General features: G+C 61.6%; 21 protein-coding genes. 12 read left to right on the forward strand and 9 right to left on the reverse strand.

Annotation, left to right across the window (positions count from 1 at the left end; genetic code table 11):
* Position 1: 1 nt before the first annotated feature.
* On the reverse strand, positions 2 to 1,084 hold the full coding sequence (locus tag DWB85_RS11740; RefSeq protein ID WP_117954791.1) for an AI-2E family transporter: 1,083 nt from the start codon (positions 1,082 to 1,084) through the stop codon (positions 2 to 4).
* The gene (locus DWB85_RS11745; protein WP_117954793.1) at positions 1,072 to 2,109 is read right to left on the reverse strand and encodes a DUF2066 domain-containing protein; all 1,038 of its coding nucleotides are present in this window, start codon (positions 2,107 to 2,109) and stop codon (positions 1,072 to 1,074) included. Before DWB85_RS11745 ends, DWB85_RS11740 begins: the two co-directional genes overlap by 13 nt.
* Positions 2,110 to 2,268: 159 nt before the next feature.
* Between DWB85_RS11745 and purM the strand changes: the two genes are divergently transcribed.
* From purM to DWB85_RS11760, 3 genes are read left to right on the forward strand one after another with little or no spacing between them, the layout of a single operon-like run.
* Positions 2,269 to 3,309, forward strand: a complete 1,041-nt coding sequence (gene purM / locus DWB85_RS11750; RefSeq protein WP_117954795.1) for a phosphoribosylformylglycinamidine cyclo-ligase — start codon at positions 2,269 to 2,271, stop codon at positions 3,307 to 3,309.
* Positions 3,306 to 3,971: a phosphoribosylglycinamide formyltransferase gene (purN, locus tag DWB85_RS11755; RefSeq protein ID WP_117954797.1), complete on the forward strand. Its 666-nt coding sequence runs from the start codon at positions 3,306 to 3,308 to the stop codon at positions 3,969 to 3,971. Before purM ends, purN begins: the two co-directional genes overlap by 4 nt.
* Positions 3,964 to 4,683, forward strand: coding sequence for a DUF3108 domain-containing protein (locus DWB85_RS11760; protein WP_239017306.1), 720 nt, complete (start codon positions 3,964 to 3,966; stop codon positions 4,681 to 4,683). The genes purN and DWB85_RS11760 overlap by 8 nt, the downstream gene beginning before the upstream one ends.
* 11 nt (positions 4,684 to 4,694) lie before the next feature.
* Here the strand turns inward: DWB85_RS11760 and dcd are convergent, their stop codons facing one another.
* Positions 4,695 to 5,264 (reverse strand): dCTP deaminase, encoded by a 570-nt coding sequence (gene dcd, locus DWB85_RS11765; RefSeq protein ID WP_117954798.1) that lies wholly within the window; start codon positions 5,262 to 5,264, stop codon positions 4,695 to 4,697.
* 14 nt (positions 5,265 to 5,278) lie between these two features.
* A complete protein-coding gene (gene apbC, locus DWB85_RS11770; RefSeq protein ID WP_117954800.1) occupies positions 5,279 to 6,094 on the reverse strand; it encodes an iron-sulfur cluster carrier protein ApbC in 816 nt (271 codons plus the stop codon).
* A gap of 238 nt (positions 6,095 to 6,332) precedes the next feature.
* On the opposite strand from apbC, the gene metG reads away from it, so the two are divergent.
* The 7 genes from metG (at position 6,333) to DWB85_RS11805 (ending at position 14,107) form a co-directional block, all read left to right on the forward strand.
* On the forward strand, positions 6,333 to 8,375 hold the full coding sequence (gene metG / locus DWB85_RS11775) for a methionine--tRNA ligase (protein WP_117954802.1): 2,043 nt from the start codon (positions 6,333 to 6,335) through the stop codon (positions 8,373 to 8,375).
* A 121-nt stretch (positions 8,376 to 8,496) separates the two neighbouring features.
* Entirely contained in the window at positions 8,497 to 9,075 is a 579-nt protein-coding gene (rsxA, locus tag DWB85_RS11780) for an electron transport complex subunit RsxA (RefSeq protein WP_117954804.1), read from the forward strand.
* Positions 9,076 to 9,081: 6 nt separating this feature from the next.
* Positions 9,082 to 9,696 (forward strand): electron transport complex subunit RsxB, encoded by a 615-nt coding sequence (gene rsxB, locus DWB85_RS11785; protein ID WP_117954806.1) that lies wholly within the window; start codon positions 9,082 to 9,084, stop codon positions 9,694 to 9,696.
* Positions 9,693 to 11,717, forward strand: a complete 2,025-nt coding sequence (rsxC, locus tag DWB85_RS11790) for an electron transport complex subunit RsxC (RefSeq protein ID WP_117954809.1) — start codon at positions 9,693 to 9,695, stop codon at positions 11,715 to 11,717. The genes rsxB and rsxC overlap by 4 nt, the downstream gene beginning before the upstream one ends.
* A gap of 1 nt (position 11,718) precedes the next feature.
* Positions 11,719 to 12,747: an electron transport complex subunit RsxD gene (gene rsxD / locus DWB85_RS11795; RefSeq protein WP_117954811.1), complete on the forward strand. Its 1,029-nt coding sequence runs from the start codon at positions 11,719 to 11,721 to the stop codon at positions 12,745 to 12,747.
* Positions 12,747 to 13,391 (forward strand): electron transport complex subunit RsxG, encoded by a 645-nt coding sequence (gene rsxG, locus DWB85_RS11800; protein WP_117954813.1) that lies wholly within the window; start codon positions 12,747 to 12,749, stop codon positions 13,389 to 13,391. The genes rsxD and rsxG overlap by 1 nt, the downstream gene beginning before the upstream one ends.
* 2 nt (positions 13,392 to 13,393) lie before the next feature.
* A complete protein-coding gene (locus tag DWB85_RS11805) occupies positions 13,394 to 14,107 on the forward strand; it encodes an electron transport complex subunit E (protein WP_117954815.1) in 714 nt (237 codons plus the stop codon).
* Here the strand turns inward: DWB85_RS11805 and DWB85_RS11810 are convergent.
* From DWB85_RS11810 to DWB85_RS11825, 4 genes are read right to left on the reverse strand one after another with little or no spacing between them, the layout of a single operon-like run.
* Complete coding sequence (locus DWB85_RS11810; protein ID WP_239017307.1) at positions 14,104 to 14,502, reverse strand: hypothetical protein; 399 nt, start codon at positions 14,500 to 14,502, stop codon at positions 14,104 to 14,106. The genes DWB85_RS11805 and DWB85_RS11810 overlap by 4 nt on opposite strands.
* Before the next feature lies 1 nt (position 14,503).
* Positions 14,504 to 14,971, reverse strand: a complete 468-nt coding sequence (gene rimI, locus DWB85_RS11815; protein ID WP_133300608.1) for a ribosomal protein S18-alanine N-acetyltransferase — start codon at positions 14,969 to 14,971, stop codon at positions 14,504 to 14,506.
* On the reverse strand, positions 14,964 to 15,629 hold the full coding sequence (locus tag DWB85_RS11820) for a hypothetical protein (RefSeq protein ID WP_117954819.1): 666 nt from the start codon (positions 15,627 to 15,629) through the stop codon (positions 14,964 to 14,966). Before DWB85_RS11820 ends, rimI begins: the two co-directional genes overlap by 8 nt.
* Positions 15,630 to 15,681: 52 nt before the next feature.
* Positions 15,682 to 16,518 carry a glycosyltransferase family 2 protein gene (locus tag DWB85_RS11825; RefSeq protein ID WP_117954821.1) on the reverse strand — a complete coding sequence of 279 codons (837 nt, stop codon included), beginning with the start codon at positions 16,516 to 16,518 and terminating at the stop codon, positions 15,682 to 15,684.
* A 335-nt stretch (positions 16,519 to 16,853) separates the two neighbouring features.
* On the opposite strand from DWB85_RS11825, the gene DWB85_RS11830 reads away from it, so the two are divergent.
* Together DWB85_RS11830 and DWB85_RS11835 are read left to right on the forward strand one after the other, a co-directional pair.
* The gene (locus DWB85_RS11830; protein WP_133300609.1) at positions 16,854 to 19,130 is read left to right on the forward strand and encodes an Ig-like domain-containing protein; all 2,277 of its coding nucleotides are present in this window, start codon (positions 16,854 to 16,856) and stop codon (positions 19,128 to 19,130) included.
* A 126-nt stretch (positions 19,131 to 19,256) separates the two neighbouring features.
* Positions 19,257 to 22,406, forward strand: coding sequence for an HD domain-containing phosphohydrolase (locus DWB85_RS11835; protein ID WP_117954826.1), 3,150 nt, complete (start codon positions 19,257 to 19,259; stop codon positions 22,404 to 22,406).
* 54 nt (positions 22,407 to 22,460) lie between these two features.
* Here the strand turns inward: DWB85_RS11835 and DWB85_RS11840 are convergent, their stop codons facing one another.
* Positions 22,461 to 22,676: a YgdI/YgdR family lipoprotein gene (locus DWB85_RS11840; protein ID WP_133300610.1), complete on the reverse strand. Its 216-nt coding sequence runs from the start codon at positions 22,674 to 22,676 to the stop codon at positions 22,461 to 22,463.
* Between the last annotated feature and the right edge of the window lie 383 nt (positions 22,677 to 23,059).

Genomic DNA, 23,059 nt, shown 5'->3' on the forward strand with positions numbered 1-23,059 from the left:
GCTAGTCCCCCCCATACAGGTCGCTGGAACGGTAGTGGTGCATGGCATGGCGCAGGAAAACCATGATCACGGCGGCGGCCGGCAGCGCCAGCACCACCCCCACAAACCCCGCAACCTGGCCCCCGGCCATCAGCGCGAAGATCACCGCCACCGGGTGCAGGCCGATACGGTCACCCACCAGTATCGGGGTCAGCAGCATGCTTTCCACTGCCTGGCCAACGGCAAACACCAGGCCCACCCAGAGCAGCATGGTCCAGTCGCCGAACTGGATCCAGGCAGCGATCAGCGAGGCGACAATACCGACGATAAAGCCCAGGTAGGGGACGATACTGGCAAGCCCGGCAATCACCCCCAGCAGCATGGCCAGCTGCAGGCCCACCAGCCACAGGCCCGCCGAGTACATCGCCCCCAGTGCACACATCACCAGGAACTGGCCGCGCAGGAAGGCACCGACCACCTCGTCCGCTTCCGCCGCCAGTTCCACGGTCTTTTCCTGCCAGGCCAGCGGGAACAGCGCCAGGGTCTTTTTCATCAGCCGGTCCCAGTCGCGCATGAGATAAAACGCAACCACCGGCACCAGGGCAAGATTGGCCAGCCCCAACAGCATACTGGCGCCAGAGCCGCTAATTTTCTTCAATGACTGGGCGGTGAATTTGCCCACCGACTGCCAGTTGTCTGCCAGCTGTCCCGTCCAGTCCACCCGCGGCAGGGTTTTCGCCGGCAGGTCCAGGCGCTGCTGTAGCCAGGGCACCGCCTCGCCGATAAACCAGTTATAGATTTGCGGAATCTTGCCGACCAGCGCGTCCAGCTGGATCAGTAACATCGGCAGCGCAAACACCAGGGCGACAGCGACAATCGCGGTGAACAGCAAAAACACAATCGCCACTGCCAGGGTACGCCCCACCCCCTTTGCTTCCAGCCGGTCCACCAGCGGATCACCCAGATAGGCGATAAGGCCGCCCAGCACGAAAGGCGAGAGAATGGGCTGTAACAGGTACAGCGCCACACCCAGTAACAGGGCGACCGCCAGGGCCACCGGCCAGCGGTACATGTCCATGCGTTCCGAGGGGTCTAGTTGGTCCACTGGTAAACCAGTTGCCCGGGCAGGTCGCCCTCGCGCTGCAGGCGCTTGTTGAGTTCGATAATGGTGGCAAGCTGGGCGGCGTCAGCGGCGGTATCCAGGCCGAATTCGACCCGCTCACCATTGATGGACTCGACGTTGGCGTGCTCGATCAGCTCCAGGCTTTCCAGCCAGTTCACTATAGCGGTGTAATCACTGAAGCTCACCACGCCACTGACCACCATGCGCACCCTGTCGTCCGCCGCCCCGGTCGGCGCCACCGCATACCGGGATGCCATCTCCTCGGCGGCCAGGGCCACACCGTCGCGTATAAAGCCCGCCGCGGCGGGCGTCTGGCTGCCGCGGTCCAGGCGATGAATACCGAAGAAATAACTCCAGTCACCCGTCCACTGGCCGCTGGATAACACCACCGCCCTGCCTACCAGCAGATGTTCCGCGCGGTAGCGCGCCGATGCAGACTGGACCACCGGGCCACGCTGCTCCCAGACATCGTCCACGCTGATCGCCGTCGCATCCGCCAGGTCGAACAGCGGCAGTTGCAGCGGCACCCCCCTGCGCTCGAACGCGGTCACCAGCTGGGCAGCCAGTTCCGGGGTATCGGCAAAGCTCACCAACTGGCGGGCCCCTTCCATCTCCACCGCCATCCAGACCAGCACCCGGGGCCGGTTGGCCGTCCACAGCGGCAGCCGGGCATTGGTCAGCAAACGATTGATGTAGGAGTCATCAAATTCAAACCGGGCGCTCAGCTCATCGCTGTCCCGGTCATTGCGGACGTAGGCGTATTGCTGCACATGACTGCGCGCCTCCGCCAACGCGGTGACGATATCAGGGTGCTGTAACACCTCTTCACTGCCGGAGACCTTGACCAGGACCTCAGCCAGGGCGTCCCGGGAGGCACTGGCCAGGGCGCTGCTGCTCTGGTTGCTGACCGGCACCTGGGCAGAGTGCAGGTTCCTGACCACCTCTGCCGCGGCCGCCCCGGCAAATAGGGTCAGGGCCATAAACAGCCACTGGATGGACTTGGACACGCTGGAATCCTGAATAAACCCGAGAACGCCGCATTGTAGCAGCCCTTTCCTTTCCGGACAGGTGCAGCGCGATCCAATTTCAGCATTATGACAGGTGCGCCCCAGGCCGAGTCGTACTAAAATGGCGCCCCTCCCTAACTCCACGGATCGCCCGACACCATGAGCAGTGACAGCAAGCAGCCCTCCCTCAGCTACCAGGACGCTGGGGTCAACATCGATGCAGGCAATGCCCTGGTAGAACGCATCAAGGGCGTGTCGCGCAAGACGGCCAGGCCGGAAGTGCTGGGCGGGCTGGGAGGCTTTGGCGCCCTGTGTGAAATACCGGCGGGCTACAGGGAACCGATCCTGGTTTCCGGCACCGACGGGGTAGGCACCAAGCTGCGCCTGGCCATGGACCTCGGCATCCACAACACGATTGGCATCGACCTGGTGGCCATGTGTGTCAACGACCTGGTGGTAGCGGGCGCCGAGCCGCTGTTTTTCCTCGACTATTACGCCACCGGCGCCCTCAACGTGGACACCGCCGCCGATGTGGTCGAGGGTATCGGTCGCGGCTGTGAACTGGCCGGCTGCGCGCTGGTCGGCGGTGAGACCGCCGAAATGCCGGGCATGTACGAGGGCGAGGACTACGACCTGGCCGGCTTCTGCGTCGGGGTGGTGGAAAAATCCGCCATTATCGATGGCAGCAAGGTTGGCGAGGGCGATGCACTGATTGGCATTGGCAGCAGCGGTGCGCACTCCAATGGCTACTCCCTGGTTCGCAAGATCATCGAGGTCAGCGGCGCCGATCTCGGCCAGCCGCTGGCGGACACCACCCTGGGGGAAGCGCTGCTGGCCCCCACCACGATTTACGTCCAGGCCCTGCTGCAACTCTTTGCCGCAGTGGAGGTGAAGGCCCTGTCCCACATTACCGGGGGCGGTCTGCTGGAAAACCTTCCCCGGGTTTTACCGGACGACTGTAATGCCCGCATTGATACCGCCAGCTGGCAATGGCCCGAGGTATTCCAGTGGCTGCAGGCACAGGGCAACGTGGCAACCCGCGAAATGTATCGCACCTTCAACTGCGGGGTCGGCATGGTCGTTTGTGTGGCCGCCGAAGATGCCATGGCCACCATCGACCTGCTGCAACAGTCCGGTCATAGGGCCTGGCAAATCGGGGTGATTACCGCCGGCACCAACGAGGTAGAGCTCACGCCGTGAACACTTCCGGCAAAGCCCGCATTGCCATACTGATTTCCGGGCGCGGTTCCAACCTGCAGGCGTTTATCGATGCCTGCGAATCCGGGGACCTGGACGCCTCGATCGCCCTGGTACTCAGCAACAACCCGGATGCGGCGGGCCTGGCGCGCGCCGCCGCCGCGGGTATTCCCACAGCCTGCGTGAATCACCGCGAGTTCCCCAGCCGCGAGGCTTTCGATGCCGCACTGGTGGCCAAACTGCAGCCAGTGGAGCCGGACCTGGTGATCCTCGCGGGCTTCATGCGGATACTGACACCGGTATTTATTACACCTTTTACCGGGAAATTATTGAACATTCATCCATCCCTGCTGCCAAAATACCCGGGACTGGACACCCACCGGCGGGCGCTTGCCGCGGGCGACAGCGAAGCCGGCGTCACCGTGCACTTCGTGACTCCCGAACTTGATGGTGGTCCGCCGGTCATACAGGCAAGAGTCCCAATAAACCCCGGCGACACGCCGGAAGCACTGGCAGCAAGAGTAATTGTGCAGGAGCATGTCATTTACCCTATTGCCGCAAAATGGCAGTTGCAGCACCGACTGCAACTCGATGAACAGGGAGCAACACTGGATGGTAAACGCATACCTGCCTCGGGCATCGACTATGTACCGGGCATTGATTAATCAAGCCCTGCCTGTGGCGGCCCTGGCGACACTGCTCGCCATGTCATCCCCGGCTGCCCTCGCCGGGGAGCAGAAAAAACTGCAACCTTACTCCGCCCAGTACAAGACCACTGCCCGGGGCCTCGCGCTCACCCTCAATCGCAAACTGGAAGAAAACGGCGACGGCAGCTACACCCTCACCAATGGCGGCAAGATCATGGTAGTGGGCTTTCACGAGATGAGTGTGTTCTCGGTTGACGGCGCAACCATTATTCCCAAGTCCTACGTGTACCAGGGTACCGGCCTGATCAATCGCCGCCGCGAGGTACACTTCACCCCGGGTAGCGAGACGCTCCGCAGCCTGTACAAGGACCAGTGGTACGACCTGCCCTACGAAGAGGGCACCCTGGACCGGATGAGCCAGCAGGAGCAGGTGCGCCTGTTCCTGCTCAATGATCCCACGCCAAGAGAAGATATTTTCATGACCGTTGCCGACGGCAAGCGCGTCAAGGACTACCAGCTGCAGTACGTGGGGGAAGAGACCCTGGACACCCCCGTGGGCAAGCTGGAGACCCTGCACTTCGAGCGTCTCCACGACGACCCCGATCGCAAGTCAGACACCTGGGTGGCACCTGCACTGGACTACCTCATGGTGAAAACCGTCCACGTGGAAGATGGCAAGCCCGTGGAGGCCATACTCACCAGCGCCAGCGTGGGCGACAAGGCCGACTGAGCCGCGGGGACTCAGGCCTTGGGGAGGGTAACCCCGGTCTGGCCCTGGTATTTACCGCCACGGTCCTTGTAGCTGACCTCGCACACTTCGTCAGACTCGAAGAACAGCATCTGCGCCACACCCTCGTTGGCGTAAATTTTCGCCGGCAGGGTAGTGGTGTTGGAAAATTCCAGCGTGACGTGCCCTTCCCACTCCGGCTCCAGCGGGGTCACATTGACGATGATGCCGCAGCGGGCGTAGGTCGACTTCCCCAGGCAGATAGTCAAGACGTTGCGCGGAATGCGGAAGAACTCCACCGTGCGGGCAAGGGCAAAGGAGTTGGGAGGAATGACGCAGACATCACTTTTCACATCGACAAAACTGCCCTCGTCAAAGCCCTTGGGGTCAACGGTGGCGGAATTGATATTGGTAAACACCTTGAATTCGTCAGAGCAGCGCACGTCGTAGCCGTAGCTGGAAGTGCCGAAGGAAATCAGCCTGTCCCCCGTCTCACCAGTACGTACCTGGCCGGCCTCATAGGGCTCTATCATGCCGTGCTCCTGCGCCATACGGCGGATCCACTTGTCTGCTTTGATACTCACGTATTGGTTTCCATTCAGTCGTCTGAAATCTTGATTTCGGGGAAATGCCGCACGGCATCGCCTCCCGCCGCATCCAGTGCCGCCATCAAACGGTCGGCCATCTGCAGGTACAGGGCAGTGACCGGCGACTCCGGGTCGGCAATCACCGTCGGACTGCCGGCGTCGGTCTGTTCCCGGATGCGCCGGTCCAGGGGCAGGCTGGCCAGCAGCGGCACACCGTATTCAGCGGCAATACGCTCGCCGCCCTGCTCGCCAAAAATGTGCTCTTCATGACCGCAATTGCTGCAGCGGTGCAACGCCATATTCTCTACCACGCCGAGAATCGGCACATCTACCTTGCGGAACATCTCTATGCCCTTCTGGGCGTCCAGCAGGGCGATATCCTGGGGAGTGGTCACAATCACCGCGCCGGCAAGCGAGGCTTTCTGGGACAGAGTCAGCTGCACATCGCCGGTCCCCGGCGGCATATCGATGATCAGGTAGTCCAGCGGCCCCCAGAGAGTCTGCTCCAGCATCTGCGCCAGCGCACCGCCGGCCATGGGGCCGCGCCAGACCATGGGGGTCTTTTCGGTCACCAGGTAGCCCATGGACATGGTCTTGAGGCCCAGGGCCTTGATCGGCAACAGGTACTGCCCGCCCTGTTGCTCCGGCCGCTCGCCCTCCGCCACGCCCAGCATCAACTGCTGGCTGGGTCCGTAAATATCGGCATCGAGGAGCCCCACCGCGGCGCCGCGGGCCTGTAGCGCCAGCGCCAGGTTGACCGCCGTCGTGGATTTGCCGACTCCGCCCTTGCCCGAGGCAATGGCGATTATATGCTTGATTTCATTCATGGGATTTCGCGTCGAATCTGTGGGCCAAAGCCGGGGGCGGCGGCCCGCTACTGAGGCCGCTAGTATACGGACTGAAGGCGGCCGCGGCCACTACCGGGGCGGGTTCTGCGCCCTGCGTTCACCGCCCTTGTCCAGCGGGGCCGCGGTGCTGCGCCACAGCCGCGGCAAAGTAATGAAAAGCGGGGGTAAAACCGCTATAGTAGCGCCCCATTTTTACCCACTCGGACACAGCTGATCTATGGCCGCTCACGCAGCACGCAAAATTCTGGTAACCAGCGCCCTTCCCTACGCCAACGGCCCCCTGCACCTGGGGCACATGCTGGAGCAGGTGCAGACCGACATCTGGGTTCGCTTCCAGAAATCCCGCGGCCACGACTGCCTGTACGTCTGCGCCGATGACGCCCACGGCACCGCCATCATGCTGGCGGCAGAAAAACTCGGCATCAGCCCGGAGCAACACATCGACAATATGCGCGAGCAGCATATCCGCGACAGCGACGGCTTCCTGATTGACTTTGCCAACTACTACAGCACCCACTCGCCGGAAAACCACAAGTGGAGCGAGGAGATTTACCAGCGACTGAAGGCCAACAGCCACATTGCCTCCCGTGAAATCACCCAGGCCTTCGATCCGGAACGGGAACTGTTCCTCGCCGACCGGTTTATCAAGGGCACCTGCCCGCGATGCAAGACCTCTGACCAGTACGGTGACAACTGTGAGGCCTGCGGCGCCACCTACAGCCCCGCGGACCTGATTGACCCGGTTTCAGCAATTTCCGGCGCCACACCGGTAGAGCGCGAATCCACCCACTTTTTCTTCAAGCTGCCGGAGTTCGAGGCCATGCTCAAGGCCTGGCTGGATTCGGACACACTGCAGCCCCAGGTGGCCAACAAGCTCAGGGAGTGGACCGACGCCGGCTTGCAGGAGTGGGACATCAGTCGCGACGCGCCCTATTTCGGCTTCGAGATTCCGGGCGAGCCCGGCAAGTACTTTTATGTCTGGCTGGACGCCCCCATCGGTTACATTGCCAGCTTTGACAATTATTGCCAGCGCACCGGCCACGACTTCGACAGCTACCTGCAACCGGGCGGCGACACCGAGCTGTACCACTTTATCGGCAAGGACATTATCAACTTCCACGGCCTGTTCTGGCCGGCCATGCTGCACTCCGCCGGCCTGCGCACGCCCACGGCCATCTTTGCCCACGGCTTCCTCACCGTAAATGGCACCAAGATGTCCAAGAGCCGCGGCACGTTCATTAACGCCAGCACCTACCTGGCTCACCTCGATGCCGAGTACCTGCGCTACTACTTCGCCGCCAAGCTGGGTGATTCAGTGGACGATATCGACCTGAATCTCGAGGATTTCATCCAGCGGGTCAATTCCGACGTGGTGGGCAAGGTCGTCAACATCGCCAGTCGCTGCGCCGGTTTCCTGCGCAAAGGCTTCGACAACACCCTGACAGCTGAATGCGCTGAGCCCGCCCTGCTGGCGGAATTTATCGACGCCGGCGAGGCCATCGCGACCCTGTATGAGCGGCGCGAGTTCAACAAGGCCATCCGCGAGGTGATTGCCCTTGCCGACAAGGCCAACCAGTACATCGATGGCAAAAAACCCTGGGTGCTGGCGAAGGAAGAAGGCCGGGAAGCCGATGTGCACGCCGTGTGCAGCGTGGGCGTCAACCTGTTCCGTGTGCTGATGACCTACCTGAAGCCGGTGTTGCCGGCCATGGCGGAGAAATCCGAGGCCTTTCTCAATACCTCACTGGACTGGACCGCACTGGAGGCGCCGCTGCTCAATCACCGGTTGGCCCGATTCAAGCCGCTGATCCAGCGCATTGACCCCAAGCAGGTGGAGGCGATGCTGACGGCAGGCAAACCGGCCGCAGACGACAGCAAGGAACCAGCGGCGAAACCCGCAGCCAAGCCTGCCAAGGCCGACACAGCCAGCGATACTATCGATTTCGAGGATTTCGCCAAAGTCGACCTGCGCGTTGGCCTGATCACCGCCGCGGACCACGTCGAGGGCGCCGACAAGCTGCTGCAGCTGACCCTGGACCTGGGCGACCTGGGCAGTCGCCAGGTCTTCGCCGGCATCAAGTCCGCCTACCAGCCGGAGCAGCTGGTGGGCATGCACACGGTGGTGGTGGCCAATCTGGCACCGCGCAAGATGCGCTTTGGCGTTTCCGAGGGTATGGTGCTTGCCGCCGGCCCCGGCGGCAAGGACATCTACCTGCTGCAGCCCCACGACGGTGCCAAACCGGGTATGCAGGTCAAGTAAATGCCGCTAGACTAACACCCATTAGTTTGTGGTATCTACTGATCTATAGCCGGCCAACGCGTTAAACTGGCGGCTGTAGCAAATTTTCTCACCCAGGGGTGTTGCAGTAACAGAGTTCACCATGCTGGCAGACTATTCAATCCTGTTAATCGGGGCGATCCTGGTCAACAATTTCGTGCTGGTGCAGTTCCTCGGACTGTGCCCGTTCATGGGTGTGTCCAATAAACTGGAGACGGCCATGGGCATGTCGATGGCCACCACCTTCGTCCTGACCCTGGCCTCGGCCTGCAGCAACCTCACCTATCACTTCCTGCTGCAGCCCCTGGGCCTGGAGTACCTCAAGACCATTTCCTTTATCCTGGTCATCGCGGTGGTGGTCCAGTTCACCGAGATGGTAGTGCGCAAGTCCAGCCCCCTGCTGCACCGGGTCCTGGGAGTCTACCTGCCGCTAATTACCACCAACTGTGCGGTGCTGGGTGTGGCCCTGCTGAACATCAACAAGGAGCACAGCTTCATGCAGTCGCTGTTCTACGGGTTCGGTGCTGCCGTAGGCTTTTCGCTGGTACTGGTGCTGTTCGCGGCCATGCGCGAACGACTCGCGGTGGCCGATGTACCCGCGCCATTCCAGGGCGCCGCTATCGGCATGATCACCGCGGGCCTGATGTCGCTGGCCTTCCTCGGCTTTGCCGGACTGGTGTAAGCCGCCATGTACGAATTTATCGCCCAACAACCCCTGCTGGCCGCCCTGATTGCCCTGGTTGGCCTCGGCGCGGTATTTGGCGCCCTGCTGGGTTATGCGGCAGAACGTTTCAAGACCGAAGGCAACCCGATTGTCGACCAGATCAACGAGATCCTGCCGCAAACCCAGTGCGGCCAGTGCGGCCATCCCGGCTGCCGGCCCTACGCCGAGGCCATAGCGGCGGGGGAAGCCATCAACAAGTGCCCCCCCGGGGGACAGGCCGGCGTGCAGGCGCTGGCCGATTTGCTGGACATGGAAGCGATCCCGCTGGACGAGGAGCACGGCGAAGAAGACGTTAAAAAAGTTGCCTTCATCCGTGAGGCAGAATGCATCGGCTGTACCAAGTGCATCCAGGCCTGTCCGGTTGACGCTATTCTCGGCGCCGCCAAGCATATGCACACCGTCATCGTCAGTGAATGCACCGGCTGCGATTTGTGTGTTGAACCCTGCCCGGTCGACTGCATCGAGATGAGAGCCGAGGAAGAATCACTGCAAAACTGGACCTGGGACCTGCCCGAGCCGGGCAGCCGCCGGGTTGACATCATCGCCACCGATGCCGCCCCGGCGGAGGAAGCGGCATGAGGAAGATTTTCGATTTTCACGGTGGCATCCATCCGCCGGAAAACAAGCACCAGTCGGTCGGGGCTCGCATCACGCCGGCAGGCATCCCGGAAGAGCTTGTCCTGCCGCTGTCCCAGCACATCGGCGCCCCGGCGGTACCGCTGGTGACACCGGGACAACGGGTGCTAAAAGGCGAGCCGATCGCGGAGCCGGCCGGTTTCGTCAGCGTCCCCATTCATGCCCCCACCTCTGGCACCATCAGCGCCATCGAGGACCGGCAGATCGCCCACCCTTCGGGCCTGACCGCGCGCTGTATCGTGCTGGCCAGTGACGGCAAGGACGAGTGGATCGAACACAGCGGCCTTGCCGACTATCGCCAGGTCGAGCGCAGCGAACTCCTGGCCAGGATCCGCAATGCGGGAATCGCCGGCATGGGCGGGGCCGGCTTCCCAACCGCGGTGAAACTGGCGGTCAAACCGGAAGCGACCATCGATACGCTCATCATCAATGGTACCGAGTGTGAGCCCTATATCACCGCCGACGACGTGCTTATGCGGGAGCGGGCTGCGCGCATCATAGAGGGCACCCGGATCCTCACCCACATCGTGCAGCCAAAGGAAACCCTGATTGGCGTTGAGGACAACAAGCCCGAGGCCATCGCCGCCCTGCAGGCCGCGGTCGAGGACACGGACATACAGGTCGTGGTGTTTCCCACCAAGTATCCCTCCGGTGGCGAGAAACAGCTGATCGAGATCCTCACCGGCAAGCAGGTACCGAGCGGCGGCCTGCCCGCCGATATCGGTATCGTCTGCCAGAACGTTGGCTCCGCGGTGGCCATTCGCGATGCCATAATCGACGGTCGGCCGCTGATCTCGCGCATCACCACGGTAACCGGCGAGAGCGTACGCGAACCGCGCAACTACGAGGTACTGCTGGGCACGTCCATGAGCTACCTGCTGCAGCAGGCCGGATACCAACCGGCCAGCAACAGGCGCCTGATCATGGGCGGCCCGATGATGGGCTTTACCGTGCCCGACCCGGGCGTGCCCATTGTCAAAACCACCAACTGCGTGCTGGCGCCCAGCGAGACCGAGCTGCCAACACCGCCACCGGCCCAGGCCTGTATTCGCTGCGGTATGTGCGCCGAGGCGTGCCCCGCCAGCCTGCTGCCGCAGCAGCTGTACTGGTTTGCCCAGGGCAAGGAATTCGAGAAAGCCGAGCAGCACAACCTGTTCGATTGCATCGAGTGCGGTGCCTGCTCCTACGTCTGTCCCAGCAATATTCCGCTGGTGCAATACTACCGGGCCGCCAAGGCGGAAGTCGTGCAAATGCGCCGGGACGCCGAAAAGTCGGAACACTCGCGCATCCGTTTCGAGGCCCGCCAGGCCAGACTGGAACGGGAAGTGGCGGAGAAAGAAGCACGCCGCGCCGCACGCAAGAAAGCCGCAGAAGAAAAAGCCCGACTGGCCGCCGAGCAGGGAGAGGCCGGCGAGGACCCCATCCAGGCTGCCATCGAACGGGCCCGGGCAAAAAAAGCCGCTCAGGCCGCCGGCGCTGCCAGTGAAAGCGAGCAGGAAAAGCTGGAAAAGGCGGTAGCGACTACCCGCAAGCGCCTGGACACGGCAGAAAGCAAACTCGCCGCCGCCAGGGAACAGGGATCAGACCTGGTCGATGCCCTGCAAACCGGGGTCGACAAGACCCGGGCCAAACTCGAGGCGGCGGAAAGAGCCCTGGCTGAATACCGGCAGGCCAACGCCCCCGCTGAACCGGCGGCGGAAGCCGGTAACGATGCCGCCCAGGCGGCGATCCAGCGGGCAATGGCGGCCCGGGCCGCCGAAGCGGAGAAGAGCCCCGAACAGAAAGCCAGGGACAACCTGGCCAAACTGGAAGCACGGCTGGCCAAGTCCGAAGCAAGACTGGAACAGAGCCGCGCCGCCGGAGACGAGGAAAAAATCATCACTGCCCTGGAATCCACTATCGAACGCCTGCGGGACAAGGTCGCCGAAGCCCGCTCTACCCTGGCTGACACGGAGGCCTCCTGAGGTGGCATTGCTGCGTATCACATCGCCCCACGCCCACGGTCCCATGACCACCAGCCGGGTCATGCAGAATGTACTGCTGGCCACGGTGCCCGGGGTGATTGTCCTTACCCACTACTTCGGCTTCGGCGTACTGGTTAATATCGTCTGGGCCACCATACTCGCCGTGGCTTTCGAAGCCCTGGCGCTGAGCCTGCGTAAACGGCCGCTGGGATTCTATCTCGGTGACTGCAGCGCCCTGGTGACGGCGGTATTGCTCGGTATCGCCCTGCCCCCCTACTCGCCCTGGTGGCTGATCGCGGTGGGTATCGCTGCTGCCATCCTGCTGGCGAAGCACCTCTACGGCGGGATGGGTTACAACCCCTTCAATCCCGCCATGGTGGGCTACGTGGTACTGCTCATCTCCTTCCCGGTGCAAATGACCAGCTGGGCGCCGCCGCGGGGCGCGGGTGAATTGCCAGGGCTGATAGAGGCGCTGCAGGCCTGTTTTTCGCCGGCGAACTATGACGGCGTTACCATGGCGACGCCGCTGGACGTGCTCAAGCAAAACAACAGCCTGCTGATGGAAGACCTGTGGCAGCAGAACGTACAGTTCGGCCGCTGGGCGGGGCTGGGCTGGGAGTGGGTCAACCTGGCTTTCCTGGCGGGCGGGCTGTGGTTGCTGTACCAGCGCATTTACACCTGGCACGCGCCGGTTGCCATGCTGGCCGCCCTGACCCTGATGTCAGCCCTGTTCTATGATGGCGGCAGCAGCAACAGTGGCGGCTCGCCGCTGTTTCACCTGCTGAGCGGCGCCACCATGTTCGGCGCGTTTTTCATCATCACCGACCCGGTCAGTTCCGCGGTCTCTAATCGCGGCCGGCTGGTATTCGGAGCGCTGATCGGGGTGCTGGTTTACCTGATCCGGGCCTTCGGCAACTACCCGGATGCGGTCGCCTTCGCAGTCCTGATCATGAACCTCGCGGCACCGTTTATCGACCAGTACACCCAGCCGCGCACCTATGGCCATGCCAGAAACCGGGGTGACGGCTGATGCTGGGCAAATCCATTACCCGCAACTCGCTGCTGCTGGCCCTGTTTGCCGTGGCCACTGGACTGCTGCTGGCGGGCAGCTACCTGTTGACCAAGGAACGCATCGCCAGCGAAATTCGCAAGGCGGAGGAAAAAGCGCTGTTGCAAATCATTCCCCGCGCCAGGCACGACAATTCCATGCTCGACGACACCCTGGATGTTGGCCCGGCAACAGCCGGGCTGGGGCTGCGCGAGAGCAAACGGGTCTACCTGGCAAAATCCGCGGGAGAAATCATCGCCGCCATCATTCCGGTTACCGCCCGTGACGGTTACAGCGGCGACATCCAGCTGATTGTGGGGGTAAACGCCGATGGCAGCGTGGCCGGCGTGCGCGTGCTGACCCACAAGGAAACTCCGGGCCTGGGCGACAGGGTAGACCTGGCAAAGAGTGACTGGGTACTCGGATTCGATGGCCGCTCACTGCAAAATCCGGGCGCCGAGGGCTGGGCGGTGAAAAAGGACGGCGGCGTATTCGACGCCTTTACCGGTGCGACAATTACCCCGAGAGCCGTGGTAAGCGCCACCCACAGGGCGCTGCAATATGCCCGGGAAAACCACCAGGCGCTCTATGGCAGCGCGGACCAGGCCACCGAGGGAGGAGCATAGTCATGGCGGATGTCAGCTACCGGGAACTTTCACTCAACGGCCTGTGGAAAAACAATCCGGCCATCGTCCAGCTGCTGGGGCTGTGTCCGCTGCTGGCCGTCACCGGGTCCGTGGTCAATGCCATTGGCCTGTCACTGGCCACCTGCCTGGTACTGGTCACCTCCAATACCGCGGTTTCCCTGATCCGCAATATCGTTTCCGATGCGGTGCGCCTGCCCGCCTTCGTGATGATTATCGCCTCCGCGGTAACCTGTATCGAGCTGCTGATGCAGGCCTATGCCTACGAGCTGTACCAGATACTGGGCATCTTCCTGCCCCTGATCACCACCAACTGCGTGATCCTGGGCCGCGCCGAGGCTTTTGCCTGCAAGAACAGCCTGCTGCCGGCGGTGTACGACGGCCTGATCATGGGCCTGGGTTTCGCCGCGGTACTGGTGTTGCTGGGGGGCCTGCGGGAACTGGCGGGCACCGGCGCCCTGCTGGCGGACATGGATTTGCTGTTCGGCCCGGCGGCCGAGAGCTGGAAAATAGTGGTGATCGAGGACTACCAGCCCTTCCTGCTGGCGATTCTTCCCCCGGGGGCCTTTATCTTTACCGGCCTGATTATCGCCGTGAAGAACATCATCGATACCCGTATCCAGGCGCGCATGGATGCAATGAAGGAAAAGCCGGTCAAGGGTTCCAAGCGGGTGCGGGTCACCGGCACTATCAGCTAGGACAGCATCAGGGTATCCAGGATCTCGTCCACCGCGGCATCGTCCATGCCGCGGTTTTCATCCTCACAGCTGTAGGTAATGAATAGCAGCATGGGGCCGTTGGCAACATACCACTCACGAATCGCCACGCCCTCCTGCTGGTAACTGGAGCGGACGCCACGAAAATCCCCGAGGCTCAGAGACTCCCACTGCAGGGCATGCTCGGCCTCGTCGCGGGCAATTTGCGCGACCTCCTCGCGGCTGAACTCGCCCTGTTCCTTGTGCAGCGTGGAGATCTCGATGCAGCCGACGCCATCGTGATCACCGATGAGAATACTCTCCTCCTCCGACTCCGCCCACCACTCGGGGGGCACGGCCAGATTCCACCACTCTGTTTCCAGCACATTGAACGCCAAGCTATAACCTCCTCGACATCAGCAGGGCATCCTCGCGGCCCTGCGCGGTCTTGTAGTAACGGGGCCTGATGCCATCGACCTCAAAGCCATTGTTCTGGTAAAGCGCCCGCGCTGCAATATTGGATTCGCGCACCTCCAGCAGACAGCGCACCAGGCCCCTTGCCGCCATCTGTCCCAGACCAGCAGTCAGCAAAACCTGGCCCCAGCCCTTTCCCTGGCACTCGGGAGCAATCGCAATGTTGTCGAGACTCGCCTCGTCCAGCAAGCGGGTGTAAACCAGGAAACCAGCGATTTCTGTCGCCACTTCCAGTATCAGGGCGCAGTGAGTGCCCCCCGGCGAGGGGTGAAAGTAAGGCTGCAGGGCCTGCTCACTCCAGGGGGTAGCCGACACCATCGCTGCCAGCGCCAGCACCGCAGGGAGCTCACCCGCTTTAGCCTGCCTCACCCGCGACGGCTGGTCCTCAGGCACGCAACACCAGTGGCTGCAAATCCGCCCAGACCTGGCGCTTGCCGGCGGGCTGCTCCAGCATTTGCAGGGTACTCAGGGTAGCCACCCGGGGCAACGCCCCCAGGCCACCGGCGTCGACGTAGGCGGCGGCGTCCTCGCCCAGGATGACCAGGCCCCGGCATTTCTGTTCCTCGATATGCCGCTGCAGAAAGGCCAGCACCCCGGCGCGGGCCGCGGCTTCTCCCTGGTCGAGTTGGGGATTGTTGTGGATGGGCCAGTCAAACTGAGCCACCTTCGGCGTATCGGCGCTGCCATGCACCGCCCGGGCCATACCCTGGATTAATTGCACCTGCTCCCGCGCCAGGGGCCGGTCTCCCAGCGACTCTACCCAGGCGATACCGCCGCAGAACACCGCTGCCAGGCGAAACCGCACTGTTGGCGCCAGGGTTTGCGCCCGGGCCGGCGCGGGCCGGGGGGCGGGTTTGTCCTTGACCACATCCAGTTGGGGCGTTGCCGCCGGGCGCGCGGCCGGCTCAGGTGCGGCAGGCGTCGCCTGGTGGCCAGGGGCCGCCACCAGCAGCAACCGTTTGCTCGGTGCGGCGCCCGGCAACTGCCCGCGGGATACATAGGCATCCACACCCATGGCATGCAGGTAGCGCAGTCTGTCGATCTCGTTCATTTACGTCCCGCTGGAATTGCTGTCGGCCATATTACCAGTTTTAGCGTCACTGCTATATCCAGCGCCAGCCGTGGCGACTGAAAAACTGCCAGCCGGAGCGGGCAAACAGCTTCAGGTGAAGCCAGCCTTTACGGGCGGCATAGCCCCCGTGGTGGACTATGTGCACCGTGGGTTCGTACCGCAGGCTACCGAGTTGCCCCAGCCGCAGGGACAGGTCGAAGTCCTCAAAATAGAGGAAAAATGACTCGTCAAAACCGCCTACCTCGACAAAGGCGTTCCCCCTCAGCAACATGAAACAGCCGCTGGCGAGCGGCACGTCCACCGCGTCCTCCGTACCGCAGACGTCGCTCATGTCATAACGGGACATGTACGCCGGGAACAGGCGCCGGCCCAGGCGCGGCAGCAAGGCCCGCAGCAACAGCACCGCCACTGAGGGGTAGCGCTTGCAGAGGAACTCCGGCTCCCCATTGCCCCCGCAGGCCGCGGGGCTCAACAGAACCAGGGAAGAATTCCCGCTCATGGTCCGCAGCCCCCGCAGCAATGCATCGGGGGCCAGTTCCACGTCCGGGTTGAGCACCAGGTGGTAGTCGCCCACACCCGCAGCCAGGGCCCGATTGTGGCCGGCGCCAAAGCCCAGGTTACTGTCCAGCGTTTCCAGGGTGAGGTCTGGCCACGCCTGGGCGGCCAGCAGCTGCGTCAACTCCCGCTGGTAGTCTGCGCTCGAGCCGTTATCCACCAGTTGGATAGCAACACCACTCATACTATGGTTGCGCAGGAACTCACAGGCGGCAACGAGGCTGTGCAGGGTCCGCGCCAGCAAGGGCAGCGGGCTGTTGTAGACCACGATGGTCACCGTCAGGCGGGGCAGGTGGGCGGAATCCGGGTTCATCGCGCCATGTTAGCAGTTCAATCTGTGGCGGTCGCCGCTGGCGGCCAATCTGGCCGTTCCCTGCGAATTCGCGCAGCTGCGAAGTTTTATAACTTTTCCCGAATTTTTCCTTTAATAACGATGCTATCTCACTATCATTCAGGTATTGGGGCGGTCTGGACCGCTGCATGAGACTTAGCTGTCGCTAGCTAAAACGGGGTTTTTGGCTGGCACCGTGGTAAGCTGTAAAAATGTAGGCAAGTGAATGGTTGACACGCTGGTTTTTCAACCGAGAATCAGAAGATGCCGGATCATCATATAAAGACTCACTGGACAGTGGGCAACAGGGGACCAAGATGACTAATCGATTCGCCACTTTCAGCAGCCGTATGGCTGTCGCTCTGACCCTATTACTGGCTATCGCCGCCTGCGGTGGCGGAGGTGGCGGCGGAGGCGGCTTCAAGGGCGATGGCGGCTCCGGTGGGGACGCCGACAACGACACCTATTTCATCCAGCTGGCGCTGCGTGACTCCGAGGGCGAACCCAGCAGCATCGTTACTTCCAACTCTCCCGGCACGCTGCAGGTACTGGTCACCGAGAAAAACGCCAAAGGCGACCCGGTCCCCGATGTCATCGTCACCGCAAGCACCGATAGCGGCCTGCTTGACCCCGCAAGCGGCAATGCCCTGACCAATGCCGAGGGTGCGGTTACCTTCACCGTGCGGGCCGGGCAGGATCGGGGCGCCGGCACCATCGTCGTCAGCGTGGAGGACCCTGCCGGGGTCGTTATCGAGGAATCCGTCAACTTCCAGATCGGCATCGGCGATTTGCGCCTGGGTCACCTGCAGGGATCCAGCTTTTTTGACGCCGAGATCGGCATCACCCCGGAGGGTCCCATCGCCGCCAGGGGCGAGGCCATTCTGTCGCTGGCCATCGTTGACCCCAAAGGCCTGCCGATCGGCACTGCCGAGAGCATCAAAATCAATAGCCTATGCCTCGACATCGGTGATGCCAGCCTGAGCCCGGAAAACCCCATTCCGGTAGTTGATGGCCGTGTCGAGGTCACCTATACCGCGGCTGGCTGCCAGGGCATGGACGAACTGACCGCCGAGGTCATCGGCGTTGGCGCCCAGGCCTTTGGCACCATTGAGATCTCCGACACTATCGCCAACGGCCTCACCTTCGTCAGCGCCGAGCCCAACCTGATTGTACTGCGTGGCACCGGCGGCGGCCCCACTCGCCAGGAGAAGTCTGAGGTGACTTTCCAGGCAGTGGATGCCAATGCCCAGCCGCTGGAGGGCGTGGACGTGGTATTCAGCCTCACCACCGACGTTGGCGGGCTGAGCTTCTCTCCCCAGTCAGCAACAACTGGTGCCGACGGTACCGCATCAACCGTCGTATCTTCCGGTGACGTGGCCACCGTGGTGCGTGTCGTGGCGACAGCGGAAGCGGATGACCTGGGAGAGGTCTCGGCGGTATCCGACGTGCTGACAGTCAGCACCGGACTGCCGGACCAGAACTCAATTTCCCTGTCAGTGGACGGTAACTTCGTGGTCGAAGAAGGCATGACCAAAGACGGCGTCACCCGCCAGTTGACCGTACGCATGGCCGACAAGTTCAACAACCCGGTACCCGATGGCACAGCGGCGGTGTTCACCACGGAATACGGCGCCATCCAGTCGTCCTGTGAAACCGTGGGTGGCCAGTGCAGCGTAACCTGGAACAGCCAGGCGCCACGCGTGCCGACACTGAACGAAAACCAGGACCTGGTGGTTACCATTTTTGATCCCGGTTACGACTGTCCGAGCCATAACGGTTCCAGTGGTCCCTGCCCGGACGACCTGGGCATGATCCGCGGCGGACGCTCTACCATTCTGGTCACTGCAATCGGTGAAGAGTCCTTCATCGACAGCAACGCCAACGGTATTTACGACGAGGGCGAACGCTTCGCCAACCAGTCCGAGGCGTTCCTGGACATCAACGAGAACGGTTTCTACGATCAGTCTACAACCGCCTGTAACAACAACCCGGACACTCTGACCTGCAAAGCCGGCTCCGAAGAAATCTTCACCGACTTCAACAGCAATGGCGTCTTCGATGCCAATGGCGATGACGAGCTCAACGGCTACCCGGATGAGGGAGTTCAGGCGCTGTATAACGGTCTGCTCTGTCCCAAGGAAGGTGATGGCGTGTACTGCAGCCGCGAGTTGCTGAACGTCAATGACAGCCTGGTGCTGATTCTGTCTACCGACCCCAACTGGGACATTGCGCTCTACCGCGGCGTCACACCGGCCAACAGCACGACTTATAATGGCGGCACCTACACCGCGTATATCTCCGACTACTACAACAGCAAACCCACCGGCGGCTCCACCGTCAGCATCGAGGCCAGCGGTGATTGCGAAATTACCGGCAAGGAAAGCTTCGAAGTGCCCAACACCACGGCGCCCGGTGCCTTTGCAGTGAGCTTCTCCCAGGGCGGTGTTGGCGAAGAGGCTGGGGAAGTAACCGTGACCCTCAGCCCCAACGGTGGCGGCCCCGACTATTCGGAGTCCTGGCCCTGTACCCCCGAACCCGAGCCGGTAGAGCCCGAACCCTGCGACCCCAATGTGGAACTGTGCGCAGGCGGCTAATAACCAGCCTGATCACAAGCCGCGTCTTTCGACGCGGCTTTTTTTTGCCTCTGAATCGGGACCAGGCAAAGCACAAGTGCTCTATACTTCGCTAGGATTTGAATTATTGCTGGTCAAAATCGTTTGATGCAAAAAGTACGCGGCCAAGCCCGCACCACGATTCGCCTGACCGTGGTCACGGTGTTTATTCTCGCCACCGCCCTGACCGCCGGGGTCGCGCTTGGCCTGCAGTATTACTTCAGTCAAAAACTGGCACACGAAGCGGCAGCGGAACTGTACGCCACAACAGCGGTGAGCGTTGCTTCCGAAATCAACGGTATCACCAGAACCAACCGCAGTGTCATCGACCTGCTGGCGGACAACCCTGCCATAGCGGACGCGGGGCAGGAAACGGCTTTGCTGAAAATGTTCGTGGAGGTGCTGGAAAAAAATCCCATGCTCTACGGCGTATACGTGGGCCGTCCCGATGGCAGCCTGTACGAAGTGATCAACCTGAACGCCAATAAGAGATCCCGCCGCAAAGTCCTCGCCCTGCCCCCTGATCGCTGGCTGGTCATGACCGTAAGTCAAACCGATGGGCAGCGTCTGCGCACATACACTTACCTGGACCAGGACCTGCGACCGCGAATAAGCCGAGATGAGCCTACCGAATATTCGGCTACCGAAAGACCCTGGTACCAGGCGGCCATGTCTTCTGGCGTCGCCGAAGTCAGCGCCCCCTACCTGTTTGCGCAACTGGCGAGCGCCGGCATCACCTTCTCCAAGCGGATTGCCGACAGCGAATCTGTCGTCGGCCTGGACATGACGCTGGCGACGATGTCCGAGTTCCTCGCCACCCATTCCATTTCTGCTGAAAGCTCGATGTTCATTTACGATAGCGAAGGCCAGGTAATTGCCTCTAACCTGCTGGCAGAGGAGCACCTCTCCCGCCTGCCCCTGCCACAGGTCAGCCTCAGCCGCCAGGAACGGGCCTATCTGGACGGTCTCGGCACGCTGACAGTATCCAATGAACTGGACTGGCCACCTATCGACTATGCCCAGCAGGGTCAGCCTCGCGGCTACTCCGTCGACATTATCCGCATGATTGCCGCAGCACTTGGGATACCGATCAAGTTTGAAAATGGCTACAGCTGGCCCGAATTAGTCGAGAGATTTCGACTGGGCGAAATCGACCTGTTGCATCCGGTTGTACTTACCCCCGATAACCGCGACTGGGGGCTTGCTGGCGTGTCGCACCTCGACCTGCCATTCGCCCTGCTCACCAGAGACACCGCAATGGCTCCGGAGCAAATGGACCAACTTAACGGCAAGCGACTGGCTATTCCCAGGGAATGGTCAATCCTGCCACTCATTGCCAAAGCATGGCCAGCAATCGAAATTGTAGAAGCGACATCGACCCTTGACGCTATTGAAAAAGTGCAGTCAGGGGAAGTCATGGCCGCCCTGGACAATGAAGTCATCCTGCGCTACGTCGCGAAGCACTACTTTATGACCGGCCTGCGCTTCAACAACCAGATCCAACTGGGGCTGGAGCAGGTACCGGATGGACTCTACATCCTGTCGCCAGCGGATGAGCCACAGTTGCGGGAACTCATCGACCGCGCCATTGTTGCCATCAAGGCAGAGCACCGGGGCTTTCTCGAACAAACCTGGTTGAGCCCTGAAGGCATGGAGAGCACCAGCGCATCGCAGACCGTACCCAGCCGCCTGTTGATTAAGGCAGCCAATACCCCCTCTCTGCACGGAAAGTTGCAGAAGGACCGGATAGACGGTGAGAATCACGTCCTGTTCGCCACCTCCACCAGCGAACAGGACAACCAGATGTTCGTCGGCATCATCACTCCTGAGTCGGCGATTCTGGGACCATTTCTGGACAGCCTGGTCATTAGCCTGGCCAGCACCGCCGGCATACTGCTTGCCCTGTTGCCACTTTCCTGGTTTTTTTCCCAACCCATTGTCCGGCCGGTCAAGCAGCTGGCTGATGAAAATGACAAGGTAAAGCGCCTGGAATTCGACAAGGTGCAGCGGGTCAATTCGCGGATCAAGGAACTGGACGAGTTATCCGAGTCCATGGTGAGCATGGTAGCGTCAATCCAGGCCCACGAGCGCGCCCAGCGGGAGCTCATGGATTCCTTTATCCGCCTGATTGCCCAGGCCATCGACGACAAGTCGGCCTACACTGGCGGCCACTGTGAACGGGTGCCACAGATCGCGCTGCTGCTGGCAGAAGCGGCCAACCGCAGTAATGACCCGGCATTCGCCGACTTTGCCCTGGAAGACGATGAGCAATGGCGCGAATATCGTATCGCCGCGTGGCTCCATGACTGCGGCAAAATTACTACACCGGAGCACATTGTCGACAAAGGCAGCAAGCTGGAAACCATTTACAACCGGATTCACGAGGTGCGTATGCGCTTTGAGGTGCTGTCACGGGACGCCGAACTGGAGTACTGGGCGGCGGTGCAGCGTAACCCCACGAAGAAGGCAGAATACGAAGCTGCCCTGGAGAAAACCCAGCAACAATTACAGGATGATTTTGCCTTTGTGGCCGAGTGTAACGTCGGCGGTGAATACCTCGACGAGAGCAAACAGCAACGGCTGGTGGAGATTGCCCAAAAGACCTGGCAGCGCCGGTTTGATAACCAGCTCGGCCTGTCGCCGGTCGAGGAATTTCGTCAGCCACAGGAGACGCCCGAACCACCGGTAACCGAGCAACTGCTCGCCGACAAGCCCGAACACATTATCGAGCGCACCCGCTCCACCGATTACGACCCCAAACTGGGCATCAACATGGACGTACCCGAGCACCTGTACAACCTGGGCGAAGTGTACAACCTCTCGGTTTCCCGCGGCACCCTGACCGCCGAGGACCGCTTCAAGATCAATGAGCACATGATCAGCACCATCAAGATGCTGGAGAGCCTGCCTTTCCCGGAAGAGCTCAAAAACGTGCCCCGCTACGCCTCCACCCATCACGAAACCATGAAAGGCAGCGGCTACCCGCGCAAACTGCCCGGCGACCAGTTGAGCATACCGGAACGCATTCTCGCGGTGGCTGATGTATTCGAAGCGCTGACCGCCTCAGACCGGCCTTACAAGAAAGCCAAGCCGGTCAGCGTGGCTATCGACATCCTGCACAAGATGGTGGAAGACAATCACTTGGATCGCGACTGCTTCGAGCTGTTTCTCAAGTCGGGTGTGTACCTGCGGTATGCCCGGGAATACCTGGAGCCGGAGCAGGTCGATGAGGTGGACGTGCAGCAGTACCTGAGCTGAACTCCAGTGACAGTGTCTCCCGGCTGCTCTCAGGCGCGGCCCGGGGTAAGAAACTCAGCTATCTTCCAGCGGCGCCTGCTCTTCACACTCGCCGGAAGCGTGCGAACGCCAGCCGTAAAGGGTGTTATCGCTGGTGTCATATTCCATGCCCGGGCAACGGGCATCGAGCACGCCGTTACGATCCAGGTCATAGGGCGAGTAGTGCACAACACCGTGGGTCGAACAGCCCGCCAGCAGGGCCATTGCCGACATTGCCAATAAGGTACGCATGAACAGGTCTCCGCTGTTGAATTCAGTTTTAGCCTAAGGCAGTTTCAGCCAATGCGCCAGCCACATCTTTCGATGGCTTTGTGATGGAGTTGGCAGATTTTGGCTGTAAGGCGGGATAAAAATTCCCGCCAATTCCGGGGCGAGCGGTTTGGGGTGCCCGGGAACTGGCTGCCCGGCTTGGTCGGCTTGGTCGGCTAAAGACAGCCGTGCTTCTTATCGGGCATGACCTACTTTGGGTTGCGAGCAGTGCTCGCAATTCCTTCGGAACGCCTGCGGCGCCCAAACCCCGTACCTGCGGTACAGGGGTTTTCACATGGGGTGGTCCGGCACACCGGAGCCCCATATAAAAAGCGGGCTTCCCCATGTGGGAGCAGCGAACACTA

Origin of the sequence: Seongchinamella sediminis, assembly GCF_003457605.1 — a bacterium.
Classification (GTDB): domain Bacteria; phylum Pseudomonadota; class Gammaproteobacteria; order Pseudomonadales; family Halieaceae; genus Halioglobus; species Halioglobus sediminis.